This window comes from Streptomyces coeruleorubidus, from assembly GCF_008705135.1.
Lineage (GTDB): Bacteria > Actinomycetota > Actinomycetes > Streptomycetales > Streptomycetaceae > Streptomyces > Streptomyces coeruleofuscus.
Map to the genome: position 1 here is coordinate 7,334,368 of NZ_CP023694.1, position 22,569 is coordinate 7,356,936.

The following is a 22,569-nucleotide window of genomic DNA, read 5'->3' on the forward strand; positions in this document are numbered from 1 at the left end:
GTTCAGGCGCTGACAGCCGCCAACTGCGGCAGCCGGGCCGCCTCGTACCGCTCCAGCACCACCCGGGCCACCTCCGGCGCCGGCCCCAGTACATCCGCCAGGACGTCCGCCTCCGCCGCGCCCCGGGCGATGCGGTCCGGGAGGAAGCCGGGGGCGAGGACGTAGGGGGCGACGGCCACCCGGGAGCAGCCGAGGGCGCGGAGTTCCCGGACGGCGTCCTCCGTGCGGGGCAGAGATGCGGAGGCGAACGCAGGTCGCACGGCGCACCAACCGGTGTGCCGCCACTCCCGCGCGATTTCTGCGATCACTGCGATCGCCTCCGGGTCGGTGGACCCCGCCGAGGCCAGTACGACCCCGGTCGAGGGCTTGTCGGCGGGGGACAGGCCCGCCTCGTACAGACGCCGCTCCAGGGCGGACAGCAACAGGGGCGACGGGCCCAGGACCTCCGCCTGGCGGATACGGAGCTGCGGGGGAGCGTCCGCGAGGACCGCCGGGATGTCCGCCTTCGCGTGGAACGCCCGGGTCAGCAGGAGGGGGAGGGCCACGACGTCACGGACGCCCTGGACGGCCAGGGACTCCAGCACCCCCTGCACGGAGGGCACGTTGAAGTCCAGGAAGCCTGTCTCGACGCGTACGTCGGGGCGCAGGGAGCGGATCCGGCGTACCAGGGCGTGCACCGTCGCGGCGTGCCGCGGGTCGCGGCTGCCGTGGGCGATGACGAGGAGAACAGGCGTGTTGGTCATGGGGCTTCAGCTCTTCACCAGCAGACCGCGGTTGCGCAGCACCCACCGCTCCAGCGGGCTGAAGATGAGCAGGTCGATGGCGATGCCGACGACGAGGATGAGGAGGATCGCTTCGAAGACCATGGCCATGTCGCTGGCGTTGCGGCCGTTCTCCAGGAGCTGGCCGAGGCCGACGCCGAGGTCGGGGAAGGAGGCGATGATCTCGGCGGCCATCAGGGAGCGCCAGGAGAAGGCCCAGCCCTGCTTCAGGCCGGCGACGTAGCCGGGCAGGGCGGCCGGGAGGACGATGTGCCAGGTGTGCTTCAGGCCGGTCGCGCCGAGGGTGCGGCCCGCGCGGAGGAACAGCGGCGACACCTGGTCGACGCCCGAGACGAGGCCGTTGGCGATCGAGGGGACCGCGCCGAGCAGGATCACCGCGTACATCATCGAGTTGTTCAGGCCCAGCCAGATGACCGCCGGGGGCACCCAGGCGACCGACGGCAGGGACTGCAGGCCGGACAGGATCGGGCCGAGGGCCGCGCGGACGAACTTCACGCGGGCCACGAGCAGGCCCAGGGGGGTGCCGATGATCAGGGCGAAGCAGAAGCCGAGCAGGCCGCGCGAGACGCTGGTCCAGATGTAGCCGAGCAGTTCGCCCTGGAGCCACGCGGTGTGGACGACGTCCCACACCGCCGACGGCGCGGGCAGCTTGGTGGGGTCGTCGACGACCTTGAAGGAGACCAGGGCCTGCCAGACCGCCAGGACGAGGGCGACGGCGATGACGGGCGGCAGGATCTTCTCCACGAAGGTCTGCCGGAACGGCTTGCGGCTGGTCTGCACCGTCTCCAGCGCGTCCAGGCCGGCTTCCAGTCCGGCGAGATCGCTGCCGTCCTTGGCGACGGTCGTCGAATCAGTGCTGGCCATGACGGCGGATCTCCCCACGCAGTTCTTCGGTGATCTCGACGGACAGCTCCGCCACCGCGGTGTCCTCGATGCGGCGCGGGTGCTCGATGTCCACGGTCCACTCGCGGGCGATGCGGCCCGGGCGGGAGGACAGCAGCACCACGCGCTGGGCGAGGCGGACGGCCTCGCGCACGTTGTGCGTGACGAACAGGACGGACACCTGCGTCTCGCGCCAGATGCGGGTCAGCTCGTCGTGCAGCACATCGCGGGTGATGGCGTCCAGCGCGGCGAACGGCTCGTCCATCAGCAGGAGCTTGCTCTCCTGGGCGAGCGCGCGGGCCAGCGCGACGCGCTGGCGCATACCGCCGGACAGTTCGTGCACCCGCTTGCGGTGGGCGCCCTTGAGCCGGACGAGTTCGAGCAGCTCCTCGGCCCGCTCCCGGCGCTCCGTCTTCGGCACGCCCCTGAGCCTCAGGGCGAGTTCGATGTTCTTGCCCGCGGTCAGCCAGGGGAACAGTGCGTGCTCCTGGAACATCAGCGCGGGGCGGCCGTCGGTGGTGATGTCGCCGGCCGAGGGCCGGTCCAGCCCGGCGACCAGGTTGAGCAGGGTGGACTTGCCGCAGCCCGAGGCCCCCAGGAGGGTGACGAACTCGCCGGGGGCGACATCGAGAGTGATGTCGTCCAGGACGAGCTGCTGTCCGGCGGGGCCCGGGAACGACTTCGAGACATGGGCGATCCGGGCGGCGTGGGTGGCCGTCTCGGTGCCGTCGGCGGCCTTGGCGAGGGTCGTGGCCATGGTCGTCACCTCCTGGGAACGGGGCGGGATGCGGGCTTACTTGACGCCGAGGCCGGCGTCGTCGACCGTGGGCTCGCCCTCGGCCTTGAGGACCTTGTTCAGCGGCGCGAGGTCGTAGATGCCGTTCAGGTTCGGCTTCTCCAGCAGCCCGGCCTTCACGGCGTGCTCGGCCTCGGTGTTGAGGGTGGAGGCCAGCGGGTCGTCGGTGAACTGGATCGACTTCCACGCCGGGTCCAGCACCTCGGCGGGCAGCGCCTTGCCGGAATCCTGCTCCAGCTGCTCGTTCGCCGCCTTCTTCGCCGCGTCCGGATTGGCCTTGATCCACTTGTTGGTCTCGACCGAGCCCTTGAGCACGGCCTCCACAACCTTCGGGTACTTCTTCAGAAACTCCTGCCGCACGATGATGTTCGTGATCACGAACTTCTTGTCCGGCCACAGAGTCGCCTCGTCGAGGAGGACCTTGCCCCCCTCGGCGACCAGCTTCGACGCGGTCGGCTCCGGCACCCAGGCGCCGTCGACCGACCCGGCCTTGAAGGCGTCCGGGGTGACCTTGTTGTCACTGCGGACGACCGTGACGTCGCCCTTGCCGCTCTCGGCGTCGACCTTCCAGCCCTGCTCCGCGGCCCAGTTCAGGAACGCCACGTCCTGGGTGTTGCCGTGCTGCGGGGTGGCGATCTTCTTGCCCTTGACGTCCTTCAGGGACTTGATCTTCTCCGGGTTGACGACGAGCTTCACACCGCCGGACGCCGAACCGCCGATGATGCGCAGGTTCTTCCCGTTCGCCTTGGTGTAGCCGTTGATCGCCGGGGACGGGCCGATCCAGCCGATGTCGATGGAGCCGGAGTTCAACGCCTCGATCTCGGAGGGGCCCGCGTTGAAGGTCGCGTACTCCGCCTCGGTGGCGCCCAGCGCCTTCTGGAAGATGCCCTGCTCACGGCCGACGAGCGCGGTGCCGTGGGTCAGATTGCCGAAGTAACCGATCTTGACGGTGTCGAGACCCTCGATCTTCTTCGCCCCGGCGGCGACCTTGGCGGCCCCGTCGTCCTTGGCCTGGGAGCCGTAGCCGCAGGCGGCCAGCGTGAGCAGGGGCAGTGCGGCCAGCACCGCGAAGGATCGGCGCAGAACGGATGATGCAGGCACGGGAGGGTTTCCTCTCGGAGGCCCGGCGGTCACGGTCTCTCAGGTCGTGGCCGGGAGGTCGGCAGGTCTACGGCGGTGGGGGGTGAGGGCGCGCGAGCGGTGCGCGTACGTCAGCGCACACATCGCGCGACTCCGCCCTGCCCGCTGCCGAGATCACCGCTGCCGACGCGGCCGCCCTCCTTCGCGAACATGGAGTAGAAGTCGGGGGAGTTCATGTCAGAAGTCCCACCCGTCGTCCTCGGACTGGTCCTTCACCGGATCGGGGGCGGCGAAGGACTCGCCGACCATGCCCGCGGTCAGCGTCGTGCCGTCGTTGGGGTCGATCAGGATGAACGAGCCGGTGCGCCGCGAGTCCGCGTAGGAGTCGACCGGCAGCGGCTCGGCGGTACGGATCTTCACCCGGCCGATGTCGTTGGCGACGAGCTGTCCCGGGTGCGGGTGCAGGGACAGGTCGTCGAGCGTGAGACGGGACGGGATGTCCTTCACGATCGCCTTGACCGTGCGGGTGCCGTGCTTCAGCAGGACCCGGTGGCCGAGGGTCAGCGGGGCGTCGGCGACGTGGCAGACGGTGGCCTCGATGTCCTGCGTGGTCGGGGGCGCGTCCTTGGACGGCACGATCAGGTCGCCGCGCGAGATGTCGATGTCGTCCTCCAGCAGGAGGGTCACCGACTGCGTCGTCCAGGCCACGTCGACCGGCTCGCCCAGCAGGTCGATGCCGGAGATCTTCGAGCTGCGGCCCGACGGCAGCACGGTGACGGCCTCGCCCACGTGGAAGGAACCGGCCGCGATCTGCCCGGCGTAACCCCGGTAGTCGGGGTGGTCGGCGCTCTGCGGCCGGATCACGTACTGCACGGGCAGCCGGGCGTGGCAGTGGCTCAGGTCGTGCGCGACCGGGACCGTCTCCAGGTGCTCCAGCACGGTCGGGCCGCCGTACCAGTCCATGTTCGCGGAAGGCTCCACCACGTTGTCGCCGACGAGCGCGGAGATCGGGATCGCGGTGACCTCGGGGACGCCCAGCTCGGTCGCGTACGCCGTGAACTCCTCGGCGATCGCCGCGAACACCTTCTCGTCGTAGCCGACGAGGTCCATCTTGTTCACCGCCAGGACCGCGTGGGGGACACGCAGCAGGGCGGCGATCGCGGCGTGCCGGCGGGTCTGCTCGACCACCCCGTTGCGGGCGTCGACCAGGATGACCGTCAGCTCGGCCGTCGAGGCTCCGGTGACCATGTTGCGGGTGTACTGCACGTGGCCGGGGGTGTCGGCGAGGATGAACCGGCGCCGGGGCGTGGCGAAGTAGCGGTACGCCACGTCGATGGTGATGCCCTGCTCCCGCTCGGCCCGCAGACCGTCCGTCAGCAGCGCGAGGTCCGGCGCCTCCTGGCCCCGGCTGGCGGAGACGCGCTCCACGGCTTCCAGCTGGTCGGTGAGGACCGACTTGGAGTCGTGCAGCAGCCGCCCGACGAGGGTGGACTTGCCGTCGTCGACGGAACCGGCGGTGGCGAACCGCAGCAGCGTGGTGGCCGAGAGTTCCTCGGTCGTGATCGTGCTCATCTCTAGAAGTACCCCTCGCGCTTGCGGTCTTCCATCGCGGCCTCGGACATCTTGTCGTCGGCGCGGGTGGCGCCGCGCTCGGTCAGCCGGGAAGCGGCGATCTCCACGATCACCTTCTCGATCGTGTCGGCCTCGGAGTCGACGGCGCCGGTGCACGACATGTCACCGACCGTGCGGTAGCGCACCAGGCGCTTCTCCACGGTCTCGCCGTCCTTCGGTCCGCCCCAGTCACCGGCCGTCAGCCACATGCCGGCGCGCTGGAACACCTCACGCTCGTGCGCGTAGTAGATCTCCGGCAGCTCGATGCCCTCACGGGCGATGTACTGCCACACGTCCAGCTCGGTCCAGTTGGACAGCGGGAAGACGCGGACGTGCTCGCCCGGGGCGTGCCGGCCGTTGTAGAGGTTCCACAGCTCCGGGCGCTGCCGGCGCGGGTCCCACTGCGAGAACTCGTCCCGCAGGGAGAACACCCGCTCCTTGGCCCGGGCCTTCTCCTCGTCCCGGCGGCCGCCGCCGAAGACGGCGTCGAAACGCTCCTGCTGGATCTTCTCCGTCAGCGGCACCGTCTGGAGCGGGTTGCGGGTTCCGTCCGGGCGCTCCTTGAGCACACCGCGGTCGATGTAGTCCTGCACCGAGGCGACGTGCAGCCGCAGTCCGTGCCGGGCCACCGTGCGGTCCCGGTAGTCGATGACCTCGGGGAAGTTGTGCCCGGTGTCCACGTGCAGCAGCGAGAACGGCACCGACGCCGGCCGGAAGGCCTTCAGCGCCAGATGCAGCATGACGATCGAGTCCTTGCCGCCGGAGAAGAGAATCACCGGCCGCTCGAACTCACCCGCCACCTCACGGAAGATGTGCACCGCCTCGGACTCGAGAGCGTCGAGGTGGGAGAGCGCGTACGGGCTGTCGGTCTCCTCGGAAACCGTCGCGGCGGTCGTCATGCCAGTCCCCTTTCGCTCAGCAGGGCGTACACGGACGCCGCGGACTCCTGCACGGTCTGGTTCTGCGACTCGATGCGCAGGTCGGGCGACTCGGGCGCCTCGTACGGGTCGTCGACTCCGGTGAGCCCCGTGAGCTCGCCCGCGGCCTGCTTGGCGTACAGGCCCTTCACGTCCCGCTCGCTGCACACCTCGACCGGGGTCGCCACGTGGATCTCCACGTACGCGGTGCCGTTCGCCTGGTGCCGCTTGCGCACCGCCTCGCGGCTGTCCTGGTACGGCGCGATCACCGGGACGAGGGCGAGCACGCCGTTGCGGGCGAGCAGTTCGGCGACGAAGCCGATGCGCTGCACGTTGGTGTGCCGGTCCTCGCGGCTGAAGCCGAGGCCCGCCGAGAGGAACTCGCGGATCTCGTCGCCGTCGAGCACCTCGACGCGGTGGCCCTCGGCGCGGAGCCGGCCGGCCAGCTCGTGGGCGATGGTGGTCTTGCCGGCACTCGGCAGACCCGTGAGCCAGACGGTGGCTCCGGTCGTCACGTCGGTCTCCTGAATCGTCTGAGGAGTCTGAGTCTGAGGCGCGGTCATCCGTGCAGCCCGCACTCGGTCTTGCTGCGGCCGGCCCAGCGGCCGGCGCGCGCGTCCTCGCCCTCCAGGACGCGGCGGGTGCAGGGGGCGCAGCCGACGGAGGCGTAGCCGTCCATCAGCAGCGGGTTCGTCAGGACGCCGTGTTCGGTGACGTAGGCGTCCACGTCGTCCTGGGTCCAGCGGGCGATCGGGGAGATCTTGACCTTCTGGCGCTTGTCGTCCCAGCCGACCACCGGGGTGTTCGCCCGCGTCGGGGACTCGTCGCGGCGCAGACCGGTCGCCCAGGCCTGGTAGTCCTTCAGGCCTCGTTCCAGAGGCTCCACCTTGCGCATGGCGCAGCACAGGTCGGGGTTGCGGTCGTGCAGCTTCGGGCCGAACTCCGCGTCCTGCTCGGCGACCGTCTGGCGCGGCGTGAGCGTGATGACGTTGACGTCCATCACGGCGTCGACCGCGTCGCGGGTGCCGATCGTCTCCTCGAAGTGGTAGCCGGTGTCGAGGAAGACGACGTCGACGCCGGGCATCGCGCGGGAGGCCAGGTGGGCGACGACCGCGTCCTCCATGGAGGACGTCACGCAGAAGCGCTTGCCGAACGTCTCGGCCGCCCACTGGAGGATCTCCAGCGCGGAGGCGTCCTCCAGGTCGCGGCCCGCCTGCTCGGCGAGGGCCTTGAGTTCCTCGGCCGTGCGCTGTTCCTGAACCGTGGTCATATCTTCGCCCCTCCGGTGTCGGATCGCTTCAGTCCCTGGGCCAGGAGCCCGAGGAACTTCAGCTGAAAGGCTCGGTTGCACGCCGCGCATTCCCACGCGCCGTGGCCCTCCTCGTGCGGACGCAGGTCCTCGTCACCGCAGTAGGGGCAGTAGAAGGGGGCCGCACGTTCGCTCACGACAGCGCCTCCTCGCTGGCCCGGGCCGCCCACGTGGCGAACCGCTCGCCGTCCTCGCGCTCCGCCTGGAACCGCTTCAGGACGCGCTCGACGTAGTCGGGCAGCTCTTCGGAGGTGACCTTCAGGCCGCGCACCTTGCGGCCGAAGCCCGCCTCCAGGCCGAGCGCGCCGCCCAGGTGCACCTGGTAGCCCTCGACCTGCTCGCCCTTGTCGTTGACGACGAGCTGGCCCTTGAGACCGATGTCCGCCACCTGGATACGGGCGCAGGCGTTCGGGCAGCCGTTGAGGTTGATGGTGATCGGCTCTTCGAAGTCCGGCAGACGCCGCTCCAGCTCGTCGATGAGCTGCGAGCCGCGCTGCTTGGTCTCGACGATGGCCAGCTTGCAGAACTCGATGCCGGTGCAGGCCATGGTGCCGCGCCGGAAGGAGGACGGCCGGGCGGTCAGGTCGAGCGCCTCCAGGCCCTCGACGAGCGAGTCGACCTTGTCCTGCTCGACGTCGAGGACGATCATCTTCTGCTCGACGGTGGTGCGCACCCGGCCCGAGCCGTGGGCCTCCGCGAGGTCGGCGATCTTCGTGAGCGTCGCGCCGTCGACGCGTCCCACGCGCGGGGCGAAGCCGACGTAGAAGCGGCCGTCCTTCTGCCGGTGCACGCCGATGTGGTCGCGCCACTGCTGGGACGGCTGCTCGGGGGCCGGGCCGTCGACCAGCTTGCGCTTCAGGTACTCGTCCTCCAGCACCTGCCGGAACTTCTCCGCGCCCCAGTCGGCGACGAGGAACTTCAGCCGGGCGCGGGTGCGCAGCCGGCGGTAGCCGTAGTCGCGGAAGATCGAGATGACGCCCTCGTAGACGTCCGGGACCTCGTCGATCGACACCCAGGTGCCCAGCCGCACGCCCAGCTTGGGGTTGGTGGACAGGCCGCCGCCGACCCACACGTCGAAGCCCGGGCCGTGCTCGGGGTGCACGACGCCGACGAACGCGACGTCGTTGATCTCGTGCACCACGTCCAGCACCGGCGAACCCGAGATCGCGGTCTTGAACTTGCGGGGGAGGTTCGAGTACGCCGGGTTGTTCAGGACGCGGCGCTTCATCTCCTCCAGGGCCGGGGTGCCGTCGATGATCTCGTCCTCGGCGATACCGGCGACGGGCGAGCCGATCATCACGCGCGGAGTGTCGCCGCAGGCGGTGACCGTGGACAGGCCGACGCCCTCCAGCCGGTTCCAGATCTCGGGCACGTCCTCGATCCGGATCCAGTGGTACTGCACGTTCTGCCGGTCGGTGATGTCGGCGGTGCCGCGGGCGAACTCCTGCGAGATCTCGCCGATGACCCTCAGCTGCCGGGTGGTCAGCGCCCCGCCGTCGATGCGGACGCGCAGCATGAAGTACTCGTCGTCCAGCTCCTCCGGCTCCAGGACCGCCGTCTTGCCGCCGTCGATCCCGGGACGGCGCTGGGTGTACAGGCCCCACCAGCGCATCCGGCCGCGCAGGTCGTTCGGGTCGATCGAGTCGAAGCCCCGCTTGGAGTAGATCGTCTCAATGCGTGTCCGCACATTGAGACCGTCGTCGTCCTTCTTGAACTGCTCGTTGCCGTTGAGCGGGGTGTGGTGCCCCGCGGCCCACTGACCCTCACCGCGGTGACGGCTCACCTTGCGGCGGGGAGTCGCGGCGGCAGGCTTCTGCGGGGTGGCGGCCATGGTTGATACGTCCTTCGGGACAGGCGTGAAAGCGGCTCTGACCTGCGCGTGCGGGCGCATGGGCATACGTGCGCGTCATTGCGCGGGAATGAGGCGAGAAAGGGGGGTGTCGGGCTGCGTGAGTGCTCTCAGCGCGCCGGACAGATGGCGCTGGACATGCGGCCGAGGTCGACGTGGCGTCGACTCACCAAGGCAATCCCAGTTCCAGGCATGACGGAAGCGTGTCACGGCGATCTGGACAGAGTCCAGCTTCGTCCAAGATTCGGACACTCCTGTCTCGAAATGCAAGACATGCGTGTCCTTGGTCACATCGGGCCGTCCCGAGGTGTCCGGCCAGGTCAGACGGGGAACGCCCCAGGCCACGGTCCCGGAGCGGTGACCTCCGGTTCCTCCTCGACCTTGGTGTCGAACAGCTTGAAGCCGCGGCGCTGGTAGTTGTCCATCGCGTGCTCGCCGTCCTTGCTGCACGTGTGCAGCCAGACCCGCTTCGTCGGCGTCAGTCCCGCCCAGCGGTCCGCGAGGTCCCAGGCGCGGGCCGCACCGTACGACAGCAGGTGTCCGCCGATGCGCCGGCCGCGGAAAGCGGGGAGCAGACCGAAGTAGACGATCTCCACGACCGCGTCGTCCTGGGCCTCCAGCTCCACGTACCCCGCGGGCGTGCCACGGTCGTACGCCACCCACGTCTCCACGCCGGGCCGCTCCAGGTGCTCCAGCCACCGCGCGTACGACCAGCTCAGCCGGTCCGTCCACAGGATGTCGCCGCCGACCGAGGCGTACAGGAACCGGCTGAACTCGGGCGAGGGCACCTCGGAACGGACGACCCGGACGTCCCCGTCCGGCGGGGCGGCCGGCAGCAGGTCGGTCGGGGCGGTCTGCTCCAGGGACCAGGTGGTCACGGCGAGGGTGGTCATGCGGGCCAGAAAATCATCTGACCTACCCATCTGTCGATCGGCCCAGCGCCCGGTCGGCCGACGCCAGCGGCAGCGCGAACAGCGTCCGCCCCGACTGGGACCAGAGCTCACCGGTCTCCTCCCAGTAGGACAGGGAACCCGACCGGCCGCTCCAGCAGTGGCGCGTCTCGTCCGTCGCGCACTCCGTCGCCCGGGCGCCCTCGGTGTCCTGGCGCCACAGCGTCCCGTGCCCGCCGGGCGTGCCCGCCGCGCGGTCCAGGTACCAGCCCGTGCGGTACGACAGCACGCCCCGCACGTCGGTCGTCTTCGACTCGTACGCCTCGACCGGGTCCGCGTGCCCCGAGGAGTTGGTGGCGAGCAGGCCGGACCGGGCCGGGTCCCGGCTCAGCGCGTAGCGCCACAGCCGGGTGCGCCGGTCGCCGTCGGCCGGCACCCACTCGCTCGCCACCAGACTGTCGGGGGAGGTGCTGCGGTCGAGGGAGACGGCGGCCGGGTGCGGCACGTCGTCCCCGCCGGGCAGGGCGTACGAGGCGACCGCGGGCAGCACGTACCGGTGGCCGTACGCCGCCCAGCCGCCCCGCACCCGGCCGACAGCGCCGGCGTCGACGGTGGCGCGCTGGATGCGGTCCATGTCGTACACGTACAGCGCGTCCCGGTCGCCCTCCCGGGTCGTCACCAGCAGCTTGTCCTGGTACCAGACCATGCCGGACAGCGGGGAGACCAGCCCCCGGTAGTCCCGCCCGCCGTCCACCGGGACGGCCAGCAGCGCCCAGGTGTAGCGGAGCCGGTCCGGGTCGTTCGCGTCGACGAAGGCGACCTTGGCCAGGCCCTGCTCGGGGGCCGGGCCGTCCATGGAACCGCCCTCGGCGCCGCCGCGGGTCCAGCCGGAGAGGATCACGCGGTTCCCGCCCCAGCGGCCGTCGTCGTCCGCGTCGCCCGAGGTGGTGACCGCGCCGGGCCGCCAGCCCCGGGTGTCGGCGCCGCCGAAGCAGTACGCGCGCGTGGCCGCCGGTTCGACCGGCAGGGTTCGCTTCTCGGCGGCCGGGCAGTCGGCCGCGTTCCGCAGCGTGCGGTCGGCGCTGTCCAGCACCGTGCCCACACCGACCGGCCGGCCCATCCTCGAGGCGAGCCGGTCGAGCCACCGCCCGGGCACCCGGTGCTCGGCCAGCGGCAGCCGGCCGGCCCCGGCGGACACGGAGAGGGGCTTCAGGGCCCCGGGCGCGTCGGCGACCGTGGCCTGCGAGGCGCTGATCAGGGTGGCGGCGGCGGTGAGTGCGAGAGCCGTCCCGGCCAGGGCCCCACGCAGTGCCCTGCCCCGCCTGCGCCGCCGGTGTCTGCCGCGTTGCTTCATAACGTCCTCCCGAGGCGGGCCAACTGCGCCTTGTGGTCCGTACGTTGACGGAGGAGCAGGTGGGGTGGCCCGTAGAGGATGCTACGGCAGGTGGGCGGGGTGGGGGACGAAGACCTTGCAAATATGCGCAAGACGTACCCCGGGGGACGGCCGGACGGTACGTCCCGTGAACCTCAGGGGGCCGGTGCGCGGGCGCGCAGCCGCCTCACCGCCGGTGCCGTCGAGTGCGGCAGCACGTCCTGCGGGTCGTCCGGGAGGAGCACCTCGACCTCGGCGTCCTCGGCGAAGCGGTACGGCCGGTGTTCCAGGAACGCGCCGAGGTAACGCCGTACCCGCGACATCTCGGCGCGTACCGTCACCGTGCGGGCCGGGTCGCCGAACACGTCGCCGGCCAGGTCCGAGGCGCTGCGGCCGGTGCGGTGGACGGCGAGGAGGTACAGCAACTCGGCATGCCGCGGACTCAGTTCGCGCGTCCACGAGCCCGCGCCGCCGGAGACCGCCACCGTGCAGCCGCGGGCCTGTCTCAGGTCCAGCACGATGCTGGTCGCCCCGCGCGGCACCGGCTCGGCGTCGGCCGCCCGCAGCAGCCAGCCCCCGGCCAGCGGCTCCACCGAGCACAGCCCGAGCGCCGGCACCCGCTTCGGGCCCGGCGACAGGGACTTGGGCAGGGCCACGCGCCGCGTGTACGGCATCCCGCTGACCGCGGCGGTCCAGCCGTCCCGGTCGACGACCAGGGCACGTCCGCCGAGCCGGGCCAGCACCGGCGCCGCCACCGCGCGCAGCCGCTCCAGCGACTCCAGGTGCCGCTCCCGCAGCCGGGCCTCGGCGAGTTTGGCCACCGAGTCGACCCACGCGAGCGTGGCCGGATGCATCGTCTCCAGCGGACCGCTCACGTCCACCACGCCGAGCAGCCGGCCGTCCCGCGGATCCGTCAGCGGAGCGCCGGCACAGGTCCAGACGGCCTGGGAGCGCACGAAGTGCTCGGAGGCGAAGACCTGCACGGGCCGGCGCACCACCGCCGGGGTGCCCAGACCGTTCGTGCCGACGACGTCCTCACGCCAGTCCGCACCGAGCTCGAAGCCGAGCCCGTCGGCCTTGCGCAGCACCGGCGCGCTGCCCTCCCGCCACAGCACCCGGCCCTCCTCGTCGGCGACCACCATGATGTGGTGGGCGACGTCCGCGAATCCCAGCAGCCCCTCCCGCAGCACCGGCAGCACATGGCGCAGCACCGACGTCTCGCGCCGCCGCTGCACCTCCTCGCGGGACAGCAGATCCGCCCGGAAGTCGTGGTCCGGATCGACACCGCTGCGCAGCATGCGCTCCCAGGACTGCTCGATCACCCGGCGCGGAGGCACGGGCGCGGGCTGCCCGGACAGCCGGGCGGAACGGACCTCGCTGAGCACCCGGGCCGCGCGCGAGGTGTCCACGGCGGCGAGCTGCGTGACGTCCATTGGCGTGGGACCCCCGGAGTCTTCTCTGACTGTCCGTCTCATAGTGCCGTCCGCCCCAGAGCGGACGCGCACAGTCCGCACACAGTCAGCAGCAAGTTGCAACCCCTTGCAACCCTGGTGGACAGCCCGGCCGTGTCCGAAAATTGAGCTGCGCCGTCCCGAGCGGCGTTCAGTGGCTCGAACGGGCCAGTGCGGCGGGGGTGGTGCCGTGTCGGCGCAGCACCACCTCCGCTTCGGGTGCCCGGCTCATGTCACCGGCCGGGCCCGCTCCACCACCGACGCCAGATCCAGACTGGGCGGCAGCGTCCCGAACGCCGCGCCCCCGTCGCCGCCCAGCCGCGCCGCGCAGAACGCGTCGGCGACCTGCGGTGGCGCGAAACGGACCAGCAGCGACCCCTGGAGCACCAGCGCCAGCCGCTCCGCCAGCCGCCGCGCCCGCCCCTCCACGCCCTCCAGATCGGCGAGTTCGGTCAGCAGGTTCTTGATGGCCGCGTCGAGCCGGTGATCGGCGCCGCGCGCCTGCCCGACCTCCCGCAGATACGCGTCGAACGCCCCGGGCTCCCGCTGCAACGCCCGCAGCACGTCCAGGGCCTGGACGTTGCCCGCGCCCTCCCAGATCGAGTTGAGCGGCGACTCGCGCACCAGCCGGGGCAGCCCGGACTCCTCGACGTAGCCGTTGCCGCCCAGGCACTCGGCCGCCTCCACCGCCACCGGCGGGCACCGCTTGGTCACCCAGTACTTGGCCGCCGGCACCGCGATCCGCAGCAGCGCCCGCTCCTGCTCGCCGCCGTCGTCGCAGGCCGCCGCGAGCCGCAGCGCCAGCGTCGTCGCCGCCTCCGACTCGATGGCGAGATCCGCGAGGACGTTGCGCATCAACGGCTTGTCGACGAGCTTCCCGCCGAACACCTCCCGGTACGCGCAGTGGTGCACCGCCTGCGCCACCGCCTGCCGCATCAGCCCCGCCGAGCCCAGCACACAGTCGAGCCGGGTCGCCGCCACCATCTCGATGATGGTGCGCACCCCCCGCCCCTCCTCGCCGACCCGGCGGGCCCAGGTCCCGTCGAACTCGACCTCGGCCGAGGCGTTCGACCGGTTGCCGAGCTTGTCCTTGAGCCGCTGGAGCAGGAACACGTTGCGCGTGCCGTCCGCCAGCACCCGCGGCACCAGGAAGCAGGTGAGCCCGCCCGGCGCCTGCGCCAGCACCAGGAAACCGTCGGACATCGGCGCCGAGCAGAACCACTTGTGCCCGGTCAGTTCGTACGTCCCGTCCTCCGCGAGCGGCCGCGCCGACGTCGTGTTGGCCCGTACGTCGCTGCCGCCCTGCTTCTCCGTCATGCCCATCCCGAACAGCGCCCCGGCCTTGAGGTGCGCGGGCCTGAGCTCACGGTCGTAGACCATGGACGTCAGCCGCGGCTCCCACTCGGCGGCCAGGTCCGGGTCGGTGCGCAGGGCGGGCACCGCCGCGTGCGTCATCGACAGCGGGCAGCCGTTGCCGGCCTCGACCTGCGTCCACACCAGGAAGGCGGCGGCCCGCCGCAGATGCCCGGCCGGCCGGTCCCAGGCCGCGGTCAGACCCGCGGAGACGCCCTTGCCGAGCAGCCGGTGCCAGGACGGGTGGAACTCGACCTCGTCGACCCGGTGGCCGTACCGGTCGTGGGTGCGCAGCCGGGGCGGGTTCTCGTTGGCCTGCGCCCCCCACTCCTGTACCTGGGCCGAGCCGGAGGTCCGCCCGAGCGCCGACAGCTCGCCGAGCACCTCGTCGCGCAGGCCGGGATCGAGGTGCCGTTCGACCGCCGCCGTGAGGGCCCGGTCGGCCGAGAAGACGTCGTACCCGACCAGCGGCGGGACCTGGTTGTTCACGGAGTGGGTGCTGCCAGCCATGCTGCGAACGTACCCCGGGACGGCCCCTTGGTCACCAAGGGGCGGGACCCGGGCGCCGGAGCCCCACCTGTGGGTGAGTACGGCCGGGCGCGACGGATACCGTTAGGGGGTGCAGCCAGCAAGTGAAACCCCCGACACACCCTCCGGGCGCCTCCACCGGGCGCGGGCTCTCTACCGGAACGTCTCCAAGCGCAGGACCGCCTGGCTGTTGCTCAAGGACACCGTCAACTCCTGCATCGAGTACCGCATCCTGGGCCTGGCGGCGGAGGCCGCGTTCTTCACGCTGCTGTCGGTGCCGCCGCTGCTTCTGAGCATGATCGGACTGCTCGGCTACGTCGACGCCTGGACCGGTGCCGACACCATCGAGAGCCTCCAGGCCAACATCCTGGAGGCCGCCCGCACGGTGCTGTCCGACCGGGGCGTGCGGCAGATCGCCGAGCCGATCCTGCACGACGTGATGAAGGGCGGCCGGCCCGACGTCATCTCCATCGGCTTCCTGTTCGCCCTGTGGTCCGGCTCCCGCGCCGTGAACGTCTTCATCGACACCATCACCGTCATGTACGGCCTCGACGGCGTCCGGGGCATCGTCAAGACCCGCCTCATGGCCTTCCTGCTGTTCATCGTGGCCCTGCTGATCGGCTCGGTCGCGCTGCCGCTGATGGTGGCCGGGCCGGACGCGGTGGTACGCATCGTCCCGTGGTCGACGACGGTCGTGCAGGTCCTGTACTGGCCGGTCGTCATCCTGCTGTCCATCGCCTTCCTGACCACGCTCTACCACGTGTCCGTCCCCGTCCGCTCCCCGTGGATCGAGGACGTGCCCGGCGCGCTCGTCGCCCTCGGCATGTGGGTCCTCGGCAGCTTCCTGCTGCGGATCTACCTGACCAGCACGGTCGAGGGCCCGACGATCTACGGCTCCCTGGCCGCGCCCGTCGCCGTGCTGCTGTGGATCGGTGTGGCCGCGTTCGCCGTGCTCGTCGGGGCCGCGGTCAACGCCGCCATCGACCGGGTCTGGCCGGCCGCCGCGACGGCCGCGGCCCGCGAGGCCAACGAGCGGCTGCGGCAGGCGCAGGTCGCCGAGTACGTGGCCCGCGCCGCCGCCGCGGGCGAGTCCGACCCCGACATGCCCTCCGAGTTCCCCGAACGCTGGTCCCGCTTCCTGCCCCCGGAGGACGTCACGGCCCGGCTGCGCACGCACGTGAAGAGCACCCACACGAAGGACGCGAGCCAGGCCAACGGGGAGGCTCCGCCGCCCGCCGAGAAGTAACGGTCACGCGCGGTCTGCCGCGCCCGCCGGGGGCGGTCATCGCGCCGGCGCCGGCCGCTGCCCGGCTGTCACACCTCCGGGCCCTGGTCTGCCAGTGGCCCGTGCCGTCCGCCGGGGCGTCCCGCGCCGACGACCGGCCCGCCCGCCGTTGTCACGCCGTCCGGGGTGTCCGGCCGCTTCCCGTGCCGTCGGCCGTTGCCGGTGCCGTCGGCCGTTGCGGTGCCGTCGGCCGCGTCCCGTGGCGTCGGCTGTTGCCGGTGGCGTCGGCGGCTTTCCATGGCGTCGGCTGTTGCCGGTGGCGTCGGCGGCTTTCCGTGCCGTCGGCCGCTTCCCGTGCCGTCGGCCGCCTCACGTGCCGCCTGACCGGGGCCGGGCGGTCGGCCGGCATGTGAGGTGGGGCTGTCACACCTTCCGGATCCCGGCCGTCATCACTCCCACCGGAGGACCGTGAGGTCCCGGGCGGCCCGGCCCGGGACGCTCGTGGCGCCCTCGGCGTAGCCTGGCCTACGTGTACGTGGAGCGGGCGTCACGGCTGGCCGGAGCGGTCGTGTGGAGGAATGCCCCGGAGCGGGACGGGGCGGCGCGGGTGCTGCCCGACGGGTGCATGGATCTGCTGTGGCACGAAGGGCGGCTGCTGGTCGCCGGGCCCGATACCCACGCCCATGTCACGGACGGCGAGAACGGCGCCTGGGCCGGCGTCCGCTTCTACCCGGGCACCGCCCCGGCCCTGCTGGGTGTACCGGCGCACGAGCTGCGTGACCGTCGTGTCGAGCTCGCGGATCTGTGGCCGGCCGCGGAGGTACGGCGACTGGCCGCCCGGGTGAACGCGGCCCCGGACCCGGCGAGCGGACTGGAGGACCTCGCCCTGCGGCAGGCGGCCGGCGCCGATCCGCCGGATCCGCTGCTGCGACACGTCGTGACCGCCCTCGACGCGGGCCGCCCGGTCGCCGCCACCGCCGACGAACTCGGCGTCGGGGCGCGCCAGTTGCACCGCCGTTCGCTGGCCGCGTTCGGTTACGGCCCCAAGACCCTGGCCCGGATCCTGCGGCTGCGCCGCGCCCTCGCGCTAGCCCGGGACGGTGTCCCCTTCGCGGACACGGCCGCCCGGACCGGATACGCCGACCAGGCCCATCTGGCCCGGGACGTCAGGGAGTTGGCGGGGCTCCCACTGGGGGAGCTACTCGCCCGCCGCGGCTAGCGGAGCGAACAGGTCCACCCCGTTGCCGTCCGGGTCGAGTACGACGGCGTACCGCTGTCCCCAGAAGGCGTCCCAGGGCTTGAGCTCGCCGTGGCACCCGGTGCTCACCAACTCCTCGTACAACGCGTCCACTTCCGCCGGACCGTCGCAGCGCAGGGCCAGCGAGGCCCGGCCGCCGTCGGAGGGCGGCTGCCACTCGGGCAGGAAGGAGCGGACCGTCTCCTCGGTGTCGAACATCAGCCGCAGCCCGCCGGGCAGTTCCGCTTCGGCGTGCGGCTGGTTCTCGGCACCGTCCGGGAAGGCGAACCCGAGCCGGCGGTAGAAGGCGACGGACGCGGCCATGTCGGAGACGACCAGGCCGATGGCATCGAATCGTGCAGTCATGGGCCCACCGTAGGCAGGCCCGCGACGCCCGGTCTTGAAGGAATCGGACACCCGCGCCGGCCGGTGTCCGATCCGTGTCCGATCCGTTCAAGACGGCCCTCCGGCGGGCTCGTAACGTCGCCGCCATGACGACCACGACCCGGCAGTCCCGGCACCTCGGCATCACCGTCGACCGACCCGCACGGGAGGTCTACGACTACGTCTCGGACCCCGCCAACGTCCCCGGCTGGGCCCCCGGACTGGCCCGTTCCATCGAGCTGGTGGACGGCCGGTGGGTGGGGGAGTCGCCCATGGGGCGGGTGGTGGTGGACTTCACGCCCAGGAACGACTTCGGCGTGCTCGACCACGACGTCACGCTCCCCTCCGGGGAGACCGTCCACAATCCGATGCGGGTGATCGCCGACGGCCCCGGCTGCGAGGTGGTGTTCACCTTGCGCCGGCAGCCCTGGATGAGCGACGAGGAGTTCCACCGCGACGCGGAGGCGGTGACCGCCGACCTCACCGCCCTGAAACGGCTGATGGAACAGGACTTTGCGGACACCCCCCAGATGTGCTGAGTGGTCCGCCGGCCCATGCCGGTCCCGGTCGTCCCATCCTCCGCCGGGACGCCGCCGCCCCGCTCGTGAACCGTCCCTGGGCGGTCCGCGTACGGCGGGAAAGCTCGCTCCGGCCACCCCCGGCCCCTGAGGCTGTGCCGTGCCAGATGAGACGAGCCGCCCCAGGGGGAACCCACGGGTGACGGCGGTTCGGAAAGGAAGACCGCATGAGCATGCGCAATCGGGCCATGGCGATGGTGACGGCCGTGATGCTGGGGGCCGGGGCCACCGGAATCGCCCTGGCGCCGGCCGCCGGCGCCGCACCCGCGTACTTCGGAGTCGACGGCGGCGGAGCCGTCGGCAACGACTGGGAGGACGAGGAGAACCTCGGCGTCGAGGCGTACGCCAAGGGCAACGCCATCGCCCTGTGGGAGACCGTCCTGTGGGCGGACGGCGCCCAGTGGGAGGACGACGAGGGCGAGTGGCGGCCCTTCAGGAAGAGCCAGATCGACGGCTCGTTCGGGCCGGAGACCGAGTCGGCGACGCAGTGGTGGCAGAGCCGGTACAACCTGTCGGAGACCGACGGTGTCGTCGTCAGCGAGAGCTGGGACCTCGCCCAGACCCGGTTGCAGAGCTTCCCAGGCAACATCGTCCAGTACAAGGGGGACGCGCGGAACGTCAACTTCAAGCGCGTGGGCGGCAAGTACCAGGTCAAGCTGAAGAACGTCGGGCCCTGGAAGAACGCCCACTACCGCATCGTCGGCTGAGAACAGTGTCGCCGGGGAGCGGGTGGACCCACGGTCTCACCCGCTCCCCGTCGGCAGCACCCACAGCAGCCCGGCCAGCAGCACCACGATGACCGCGAAGGAGACCAGGGCCGCCGCCCGCCACCGCCGGTACTCGGCGCCGGGCGGCGCCGTCGCGGTGTCCACCACCGGCCCGGCCGGCACCGCCGCGCCGTGCGGCCACGTCTGGTCCGCCAGGTCCCACAGCGCCAGCAGCCGCGCCTGGTCCGCCCCCGCCACCCGGCACAGCGCCTGTACGGCTCCCCTCGGGGGCTGCTTGGCCCCGCTGAGGTACCGCTGCCACGACGACTTGCTGTACGCCGTCCGCCGCGCCAGTTCGGCCAGGCTCAGGCCTGTGCGGTCCTTCAGGGTCCGCAGTTGTCCGACCAGGTGCCGTGCCTCCCTCGGCAGTGCGTCCGGAAGCGGCCGCCAGCGTGTCATGGTCGTCCCCCAACTGCCCGCCGCCGCCCCGCCCCGGGCAACGGCCCCTCCCCGCCGCATCGTTCGACGCCGGTCGGTTCCGGCCAGTTCCCCACCGCGACGGGCGCGCGGCGCGCACAAGGGGTGTGCGGCTGCCGACCGGGCGACCGTCACTCTGCGCACGGTGCGCCGGGGCGTTCGACGTGACGGTCGGTCGGCGTAAGGAGCTTCGGGTGCAGCGCGAGAGGGGCCCGCACCCGTGCGACGGCCCCGCCGCGCACAGGTCAAGGCTCCCGCACTACACCCGCGGCTCCGCCGTACTCGCCCGCAGCACCAACCGCGTCGACAACTCCGTCCGCGTGCTCTCCGGGTGGTGGCCGTCCATCAGGCGCAGCAGCGACCGCAGGGCCGTCGCGGCCATCTCCGACAGCGGCTGGCGGACCGTGGTCAGCGCGGGGGAGGCCCAGCGCGCCTCGGGCAGGTCGTCGAAGCCCACCACACTGACGTCGTCCGGGACCCTCAACCCCCGCTCGGCCAAGGCCTCGTACACCCCCAGCGCCATCCGGTCCGAGCACACGAAGACGGCCGTCGGCGGCTCGGGCAGGTCGAGCAGTTCCAGCATGCGGCGGCGGGCCATGTTCTCGTCGAAGCCGGCGTGCCGGACGTACTCGGCGCGGTGCCGGACCCCGGCCGACGCGAGCGCCGAGCGGTGACCGGCGACCCGGGCGCTGCTGCACAGCGTGCGCCGGTGACCGGCGATGACGGCGATGCGCTCGTGTCCCAGGGACAGCAGATGCTCCGTGGCCGTCAGGCCGCCCTGCCAGTTCGCCGCGCCCACCGACGCCACGCCCTCCGGCGGTTCCTGGACCGGGTCGATCATCACGAACGGGATGCGGTGCTGCTCCAGCCAGGCGTACTGGGAGTCGCTCAGCTCGGCCAGGTTGAACAGGACCCCGGAGGAACCCCGGGCGACCAGCTTGTCCAGCCAGCCGCGCTCCGGGCGCCCGGCTCGGGTGCGGGTCAGGGCCGCCGACACCACGACCTCCAGGCCCGCGTCGTGCGCCGCCTCCTCCACTCCGTGCAGCACCGCGCCCGACCAGGAACTCTCCAGCGAGTGCACGACCAGGTCGACCAGCCGGGGCGCCTTCGTCGCGTCGAACCGGGGTCTGCGGACATAGCCGAGCCGGTCGAGCGCCTCGGTGACGCGGCGGCGGGTCTCGGGCGCCACGTCCTCGCGGCCGTTGACCACCTTCGACGCGGTCGGCACCGACACCCCCGCCTCGCGCGCCACGACCGCCAGCGTCGGACCTGCCGCCGCGCTCGCACTCGCCGTACGGACCATCGGGAACCCACCTCTCCGGCCCGCCCGAGGGCCGTGGAAAGTTTCGACCAGCGCTGCTCACCGCGGTCCGGAGTCGGAGCCGACAGAAAGCGCTTCCTACTCTAGGTGCGGCGCAGGACGGCGGGAAGACAAGTGAATTCACGGGTTCTCGCCGGTCAAAACTTTCGAAACCCCGAACAAGGCCCTCAGCCGGGTGTGCAGGCCAGCCGGAACCCCCCGAAGTCCGCCGTGAACACCGCGTCGACGAGGTCCCGGGCGTGGATGCCCGCCATCGCACCGGTGAAGCGCAGCCGGGAACCGTGGTCGTCGGACAGCCGGCTGAAGTCCAGGGCCGGTCCGATCGCCGTGCGCGCCCCGTCCCGTACGTGCCAGAAGCGTGCGGCGGCTCCCTCGATCGTCACGCCGAGCGTCACCGGTGCCCCCGCGGATACCTCGACGACTGCGAGCTGCCGTGTCCCGCCCTCGTCACGCTCGACGAGGCTGAGCACCGTGCGGCCGTCTCCCGCGGCGCTCCACTGCTGTCCGCACTGCGGCTCGCTCTCGGGCTCCGCCCAGGTCAGGTCCAGGCTCAGATACGCCTCGGAGTTGTACCAGAGCACCAGCCCGGCGGCCTGGGTGAAGGTGACCGGCCGCGCCTCGACGGTGACCTCGGCCTGAGCGCGGTGCTCGGTGATGCGCTGGGCCAGCATGCTGCTCGCCCAGCGGGATTCCGGCCCGTGCCGACCGCGCAACCGGATCCAGCCGGGCCGGGCCGTCGTGTCGGCCCAGGAGGGGTCCGGCGGTTCGCGCAGGGAGCTCCACGGCCAGGACAAGCCCTCGGGCGGGGCGGCAGGAGCCAGCGGGTGCGGACGCGTCGGTACGTCGACTTCCACGGCTGGATGCCAACCGCCCTGCCGCAGCCGGGGCCAGCCCTCCGCGTCCCAGGTCACCGCCTGGATCGCGGTCTCCCGGCCGAGCGGGCAGCGGCGGCCCTGCGGCGTGTGCAGCGGACGGGCCGTCAGATGACTGAGGAGCCACTGCCCGTCCGGCGTCTCGACCAGCTCGCCGTGCCCGGCCTTCTGCAACGGCACGTCAGGGTCGTCCCGGGTGGTCAGCAAGGGCCGTTCGTCGAGTTCGTACGGCCCGGTCAGCTTCCGGCCGCGGGCCACCCGCACTCCGTGCTCCCAGCCCGTGCCGCCCTCCGCGAGGACCAGGTAGTACCAGCCGGCGCGGCGCACCAGCTTCGGTCCCTCGATGAGCCGGTCGTGCTGGAGCAGCAGACGCGTCGGCCCGACGGGCGCCAGGGTGTCCCGGTCCAGCTCCGTGACGACGATCCCGGCGAACCTCCGGCCGCCCGGCCGGTGGTCGTTCTGGAGGTTCAGCAGCCACAGCCTGCCGTCCTCGTGGAACAGGGCCGGGTCGAAGCCGTGGCTCGCGACCCGGCGCGGCACGCTCCACTCGCCGCTCACGTCGGTGGCCGTCGAGACGTACGTGTCCAGGTCGAAGTACGGCGTGCCGACCGAGCGCACGACGGTGTACGTCACCCAGAACCGTTCCCCGTCCCAGCTCAGCGACGGCGCCCAGACGCCCCCCGAGTCGGGCACCCCGGCCAGCGAGCCGCCGGGGGCCGCGCCCCGGACGTGCCCCGCGTACTCCCAGTGGGCCAGGTCGCGGGAGCGGTGGACCGGGATCGTCGGGAACCACTCGAAGGAGCTGGTCGCCACGTAGTACCAGTCGCCGACCCGGATCAGGGAGGGGTCAGGGGCGAAGCCGCGCAGGACGGGGTTGTGCAGGACGGTCACGTGAGGGCTCCGGGAGGGTCGGGCACCCGGGGGCCGCGGGGAGTCAGGGTCACCTGC

24 protein-coding genes are annotated in these 22,569 nt (G+C 72.1%); 4 read left to right on the forward strand and 20 right to left on the reverse strand.

The features are described 5' to 3' along the window. Positions 1–2: 2 nt before the first annotated feature. The 15 genes from CP976_RS33835 to CP976_RS33905 all read right to left on the reverse strand — a co-directional run bounded on the left by CP976_RS33835 (position 3) and on the right by CP976_RS33905 (position 14,802). Complete coding sequence (locus CP976_RS33835) at positions 3–743, reverse strand: sirohydrochlorin chelatase (RefSeq protein ID WP_150483721.1); 741 nt, start codon at positions 741–743, stop codon at positions 3–5. A 6-nt stretch (positions 744–749) separates the two neighbouring features. Then, on the reverse strand, positions 750–1,646 hold the full coding sequence (locus tag CP976_RS33840; RefSeq protein WP_150483722.1) for an ABC transporter permease: 897 nt from the start codon (positions 1,644–1,646) through the stop codon (positions 750–752). Continuing rightward, a complete protein-coding gene (locus tag CP976_RS33845; RefSeq protein WP_150483723.1) occupies positions 1,633–2,421 on the reverse strand; it encodes an ABC transporter ATP-binding protein in 789 nt (262 codons plus the stop codon). The genes CP976_RS33840 and CP976_RS33845 overlap by 14 nt, the downstream gene beginning before the upstream one ends. A 36-nt stretch (positions 2,422–2,457) precedes the next feature. Then, positions 2,458–3,561, reverse strand: a complete 1,104-nt coding sequence (locus CP976_RS33850) for an aliphatic sulfonate ABC transporter substrate-binding protein (protein WP_150483724.1) — start codon at positions 3,559–3,561, stop codon at positions 2,458–2,460. A 216-nt stretch (positions 3,562–3,777) separates the two neighbouring features. Continuing rightward, a complete protein-coding gene (locus tag CP976_RS33860) occupies positions 3,778–5,112 on the reverse strand; it encodes a sulfate adenylyltransferase subunit 1 (protein ID WP_150483725.1) in 1,335 nt (444 codons plus the stop codon). Positions 5,113–5,114: 2 nt separating this feature from the next. Then, entirely contained in the window at positions 5,115–6,050 is a 936-nt protein-coding gene (gene cysD / locus CP976_RS33865) for a sulfate adenylyltransferase subunit CysD (RefSeq protein WP_150483726.1), read from the reverse strand. Continuing rightward, positions 6,047–6,583 (reverse strand): adenylyl-sulfate kinase, encoded by a 537-nt coding sequence (gene cysC, locus CP976_RS33870; protein ID WP_086851630.1) that lies wholly within the window; start codon positions 6,581–6,583, stop codon positions 6,047–6,049. Before cysC ends, cysD begins: the two co-directional genes overlap by 4 nt. Positions 6,584–6,627: 44 nt before the next feature. After that, the gene (locus tag CP976_RS33875; protein WP_086851628.1) at positions 6,628–7,338 is read right to left on the reverse strand and encodes a phosphoadenylyl-sulfate reductase; all 711 of its coding nucleotides are present in this window, start codon (positions 7,336–7,338) and stop codon (positions 6,628–6,630) included. Then, a complete protein-coding gene (locus tag CP976_RS33880) occupies positions 7,335–7,514 on the reverse strand; it encodes a hypothetical protein (RefSeq protein ID WP_150483728.1) in 180 nt (59 codons plus the stop codon). Before CP976_RS33880 ends, CP976_RS33875 begins: the two co-directional genes overlap by 4 nt. Further along, positions 7,511–9,208, reverse strand: coding sequence for a nitrite/sulfite reductase (locus CP976_RS33885; protein WP_150483729.1), 1,698 nt, complete (start codon positions 9,206–9,208; stop codon positions 7,511–7,513). Before CP976_RS33885 ends, CP976_RS33880 begins: the two co-directional genes overlap by 4 nt. A 128-nt stretch (positions 9,209–9,336) precedes the next feature. Next, positions 9,337–9,420 carry a putative leader peptide gene (locus tag CP976_RS44525; protein ID WP_310887545.1) on the reverse strand — a complete coding sequence of 28 codons (84 nt, stop codon included), beginning with the start codon at positions 9,418–9,420 and terminating at the stop codon, positions 9,337–9,339. A gap of 126 nt (positions 9,421–9,546) precedes the next feature. Continuing rightward, positions 9,547–10,119, reverse strand: coding sequence for a GNAT family N-acetyltransferase (locus tag CP976_RS33890; RefSeq protein WP_150483730.1), 573 nt, complete (start codon positions 10,117–10,119; stop codon positions 9,547–9,549). Between the two features lie 22 nt (positions 10,120–10,141). Next, positions 10,142–11,470, reverse strand: a complete 1,329-nt coding sequence (locus CP976_RS33895) for a hypothetical protein (RefSeq protein ID WP_150483731.1) — start codon at positions 11,468–11,470, stop codon at positions 10,142–10,144. A gap of 173 nt (positions 11,471–11,643) precedes the next feature. Continuing rightward, entirely contained in the window at positions 11,644–12,921 is a 1,278-nt protein-coding gene (locus CP976_RS33900) for a GAF domain-containing protein (RefSeq protein WP_150483732.1), read from the reverse strand. Positions 12,922–13,167: 246 nt separating this feature from the next. After that, entirely contained in the window at positions 13,168–14,802 is a 1,635-nt protein-coding gene (locus CP976_RS33905) for an acyl-CoA dehydrogenase family protein (RefSeq protein ID WP_150483733.1), read from the reverse strand. Between the two features lie 109 nt (positions 14,803–14,911). Here CP976_RS33905 and CP976_RS33910 point away from each other — a divergent pair, with 109 nt between their 5' ends. After that, the gene (locus CP976_RS33910) at positions 14,912–16,066 is read left to right on the forward strand and encodes a YihY/virulence factor BrkB family protein (protein ID WP_150483734.1); all 1,155 of its coding nucleotides are present in this window, start codon (positions 14,912–14,914) and stop codon (positions 16,064–16,066) included. A 68-nt stretch (positions 16,067–16,134) separates the two neighbouring features. Here the strand turns inward: CP976_RS33910 and CP976_RS33915 are convergent, their stop codons facing one another. Further along, positions 16,135–16,344, reverse strand: a complete 210-nt coding sequence (locus CP976_RS33915) for a hypothetical protein (RefSeq protein WP_150483735.1) — start codon at positions 16,342–16,344, stop codon at positions 16,135–16,137. A 230-nt stretch (positions 16,345–16,574) separates the two neighbouring features. On the opposite strand from CP976_RS33915, the gene CP976_RS33920 reads away from it, so the two are divergent. Beyond that, complete coding sequence (locus CP976_RS33920) at positions 16,575–17,264, forward strand: helix-turn-helix domain-containing protein (RefSeq protein ID WP_150483736.1); 690 nt, start codon at positions 16,575–16,577, stop codon at positions 17,262–17,264. Here CP976_RS33920 and CP976_RS33925 read toward each other — a convergent pair. Next, positions 17,244–17,648 (reverse strand): VOC family protein, encoded by a 405-nt coding sequence (locus CP976_RS33925; RefSeq protein WP_150483737.1) that lies wholly within the window; start codon positions 17,646–17,648, stop codon positions 17,244–17,246. The two genes, CP976_RS33920 and CP976_RS33925, sit on opposite strands and share 21 nt — an antisense overlap. 125 nt (positions 17,649–17,773) lie before the next feature. Here CP976_RS33925 and CP976_RS33930 point away from each other — a divergent pair, with 125 nt between their 5' ends. Both CP976_RS33930 and CP976_RS33935 read left to right on the forward strand, forming a co-directional pair. Then, positions 17,774–18,205, forward strand: coding sequence for an SRPBCC family protein (locus tag CP976_RS33930; RefSeq protein ID WP_150483738.1), 432 nt, complete (start codon positions 17,774–17,776; stop codon positions 18,203–18,205). A gap of 206 nt (positions 18,206–18,411) precedes the next feature. Continuing rightward, positions 18,412–18,951, forward strand: coding sequence for a peptidoglycan-binding domain-containing protein (locus CP976_RS33935; protein WP_150483739.1), 540 nt, complete (start codon positions 18,412–18,414; stop codon positions 18,949–18,951). A 36-nt stretch (positions 18,952–18,987) separates the two neighbouring features. Here the strand turns inward: CP976_RS33935 and CP976_RS33940 are convergent, their stop codons facing one another. The 3 genes from CP976_RS33940 to CP976_RS33950 all read right to left on the reverse strand — a co-directional run bounded on the left by CP976_RS33940 (position 18,988) and on the right by CP976_RS33950 (position 22,512). Further along, positions 18,988–19,410: a helix-turn-helix domain-containing protein gene (locus CP976_RS33940; protein ID WP_150483740.1), complete on the reverse strand. Its 423-nt coding sequence runs from the start codon at positions 19,408–19,410 to the stop codon at positions 18,988–18,990. 277 nt (positions 19,411–19,687) lie between these two features. Beyond that, entirely contained in the window at positions 19,688–20,731 is a 1,044-nt protein-coding gene (locus tag CP976_RS33945) for a LacI family DNA-binding transcriptional regulator (protein WP_150483741.1), read from the reverse strand. Between the two features lie 185 nt (positions 20,732–20,916). Beyond that, on the reverse strand, positions 20,917–22,512 hold the full coding sequence (locus CP976_RS33950; protein ID WP_150483742.1) for a glycoside hydrolase family 43 protein: 1,596 nt from the start codon (positions 22,510–22,512) through the stop codon (positions 20,917–20,919). Between the last annotated feature and the right edge of the window lie 57 nt (positions 22,513–22,569).

Excerpts from the sequence above, each read along its gene's own strand:
- CP976_RS33895 (WP_150483731.1), bottom strand. The coding sequence starts at position 11,470 with ATGAAGCAACGCGGCAGACACCGGCGGCGCAGGCGGGGCAGGGCACTG.
- CP976_RS33945 (WP_150483741.1), bottom strand. The coding sequence starts at position 20,731 with ATGGTCCGTACGGCGAGTGCGAGCGCGGCGGCAGGTCCGACGCTGGCG.
- CP976_RS33930 (WP_150483738.1), top strand. The coding sequence starts at position 17,774 with ATGACGACCACGACCCGGCAGTCCCGGCACCTCGGCATCACCGTCGAC.
- CP976_RS33900 (WP_150483732.1), bottom strand. The coding sequence starts at position 12,921 with ATGGACGTCACGCAGCTCGCCGCCGTGGACACCTCGCGCGCGGCCCGG.
- CP976_RS33860 (WP_150483725.1), bottom strand. The coding sequence starts at position 5,112 with ATGAGCACGATCACGACCGAGGAACTCTCGGCCACCACGCTGCTGCGG.
- CP976_RS33935 (WP_150483739.1), top strand. The coding sequence starts at position 18,412 with ATGAGCATGCGCAATCGGGCCATGGCGATGGTGACGGCCGTGATGCTG.
- CP976_RS33905 (WP_150483733.1), bottom strand. The coding sequence starts at position 14,802 with ATGGCTGGCAGCACCCACTCCGTGAACAACCAGGTCCCGCCGCTGGTC.
- CP976_RS33925 (WP_150483737.1), bottom strand. The coding sequence starts at position 17,648 with ATGACTGCACGATTCGATGCCATCGGCCTGGTCGTCTCCGACATGGCC.
- CP976_RS33940 (WP_150483740.1), bottom strand. The coding sequence starts at position 19,410 with ATGACACGCTGGCGGCCGCTTCCGGACGCACTGCCGAGGGAGGCACGG.
- CP976_RS33890 (WP_150483730.1), bottom strand. The coding sequence starts at position 10,119 with ATGACCACCCTCGCCGTGACCACCTGGTCCCTGGAGCAGACCGCCCCG.
- CP976_RS33835 (WP_150483721.1), bottom strand. The coding sequence starts at position 743 with ATGACCAACACGCCTGTTCTCCTCGTCATCGCCCACGGCAGCCGCGAC.
- CP976_RS33915 (WP_150483735.1), bottom strand. The coding sequence starts at position 16,344 with ATGGAAAGCCGCCGACGCCACCGGCAACAGCCGACGCCACGGGACGCG.
- CP976_RS33840 (WP_150483722.1), bottom strand. The coding sequence starts at position 1,646 with ATGGCCAGCACTGATTCGACGACCGTCGCCAAGGACGGCAGCGATCTC.
- CP976_RS33875 (WP_086851628.1), bottom strand. The coding sequence starts at position 7,338 with ATGACCACGGTTCAGGAACAGCGCACGGCCGAGGAACTCAAGGCCCTC.
- cysD (WP_150483726.1), bottom strand. The coding sequence starts at position 6,050 with ATGACGACCGCCGCGACGGTTTCCGAGGAGACCGACAGCCCGTACGCG.
- CP976_RS33845 (WP_150483723.1), bottom strand. The coding sequence starts at position 2,421 with ATGGCCACGACCCTCGCCAAGGCCGCCGACGGCACCGAGACGGCCACC.
- CP976_RS44525 (WP_310887545.1), bottom strand. The coding sequence starts at position 9,420 with ATGCCTGGAACTGGGATTGCCTTGGTGAGTCGACGCCACGTCGACCTC.
- CP976_RS33885 (WP_150483729.1), bottom strand. The coding sequence starts at position 9,208 with ATGGCCGCCACCCCGCAGAAGCCTGCCGCCGCGACTCCCCGCCGCAAG.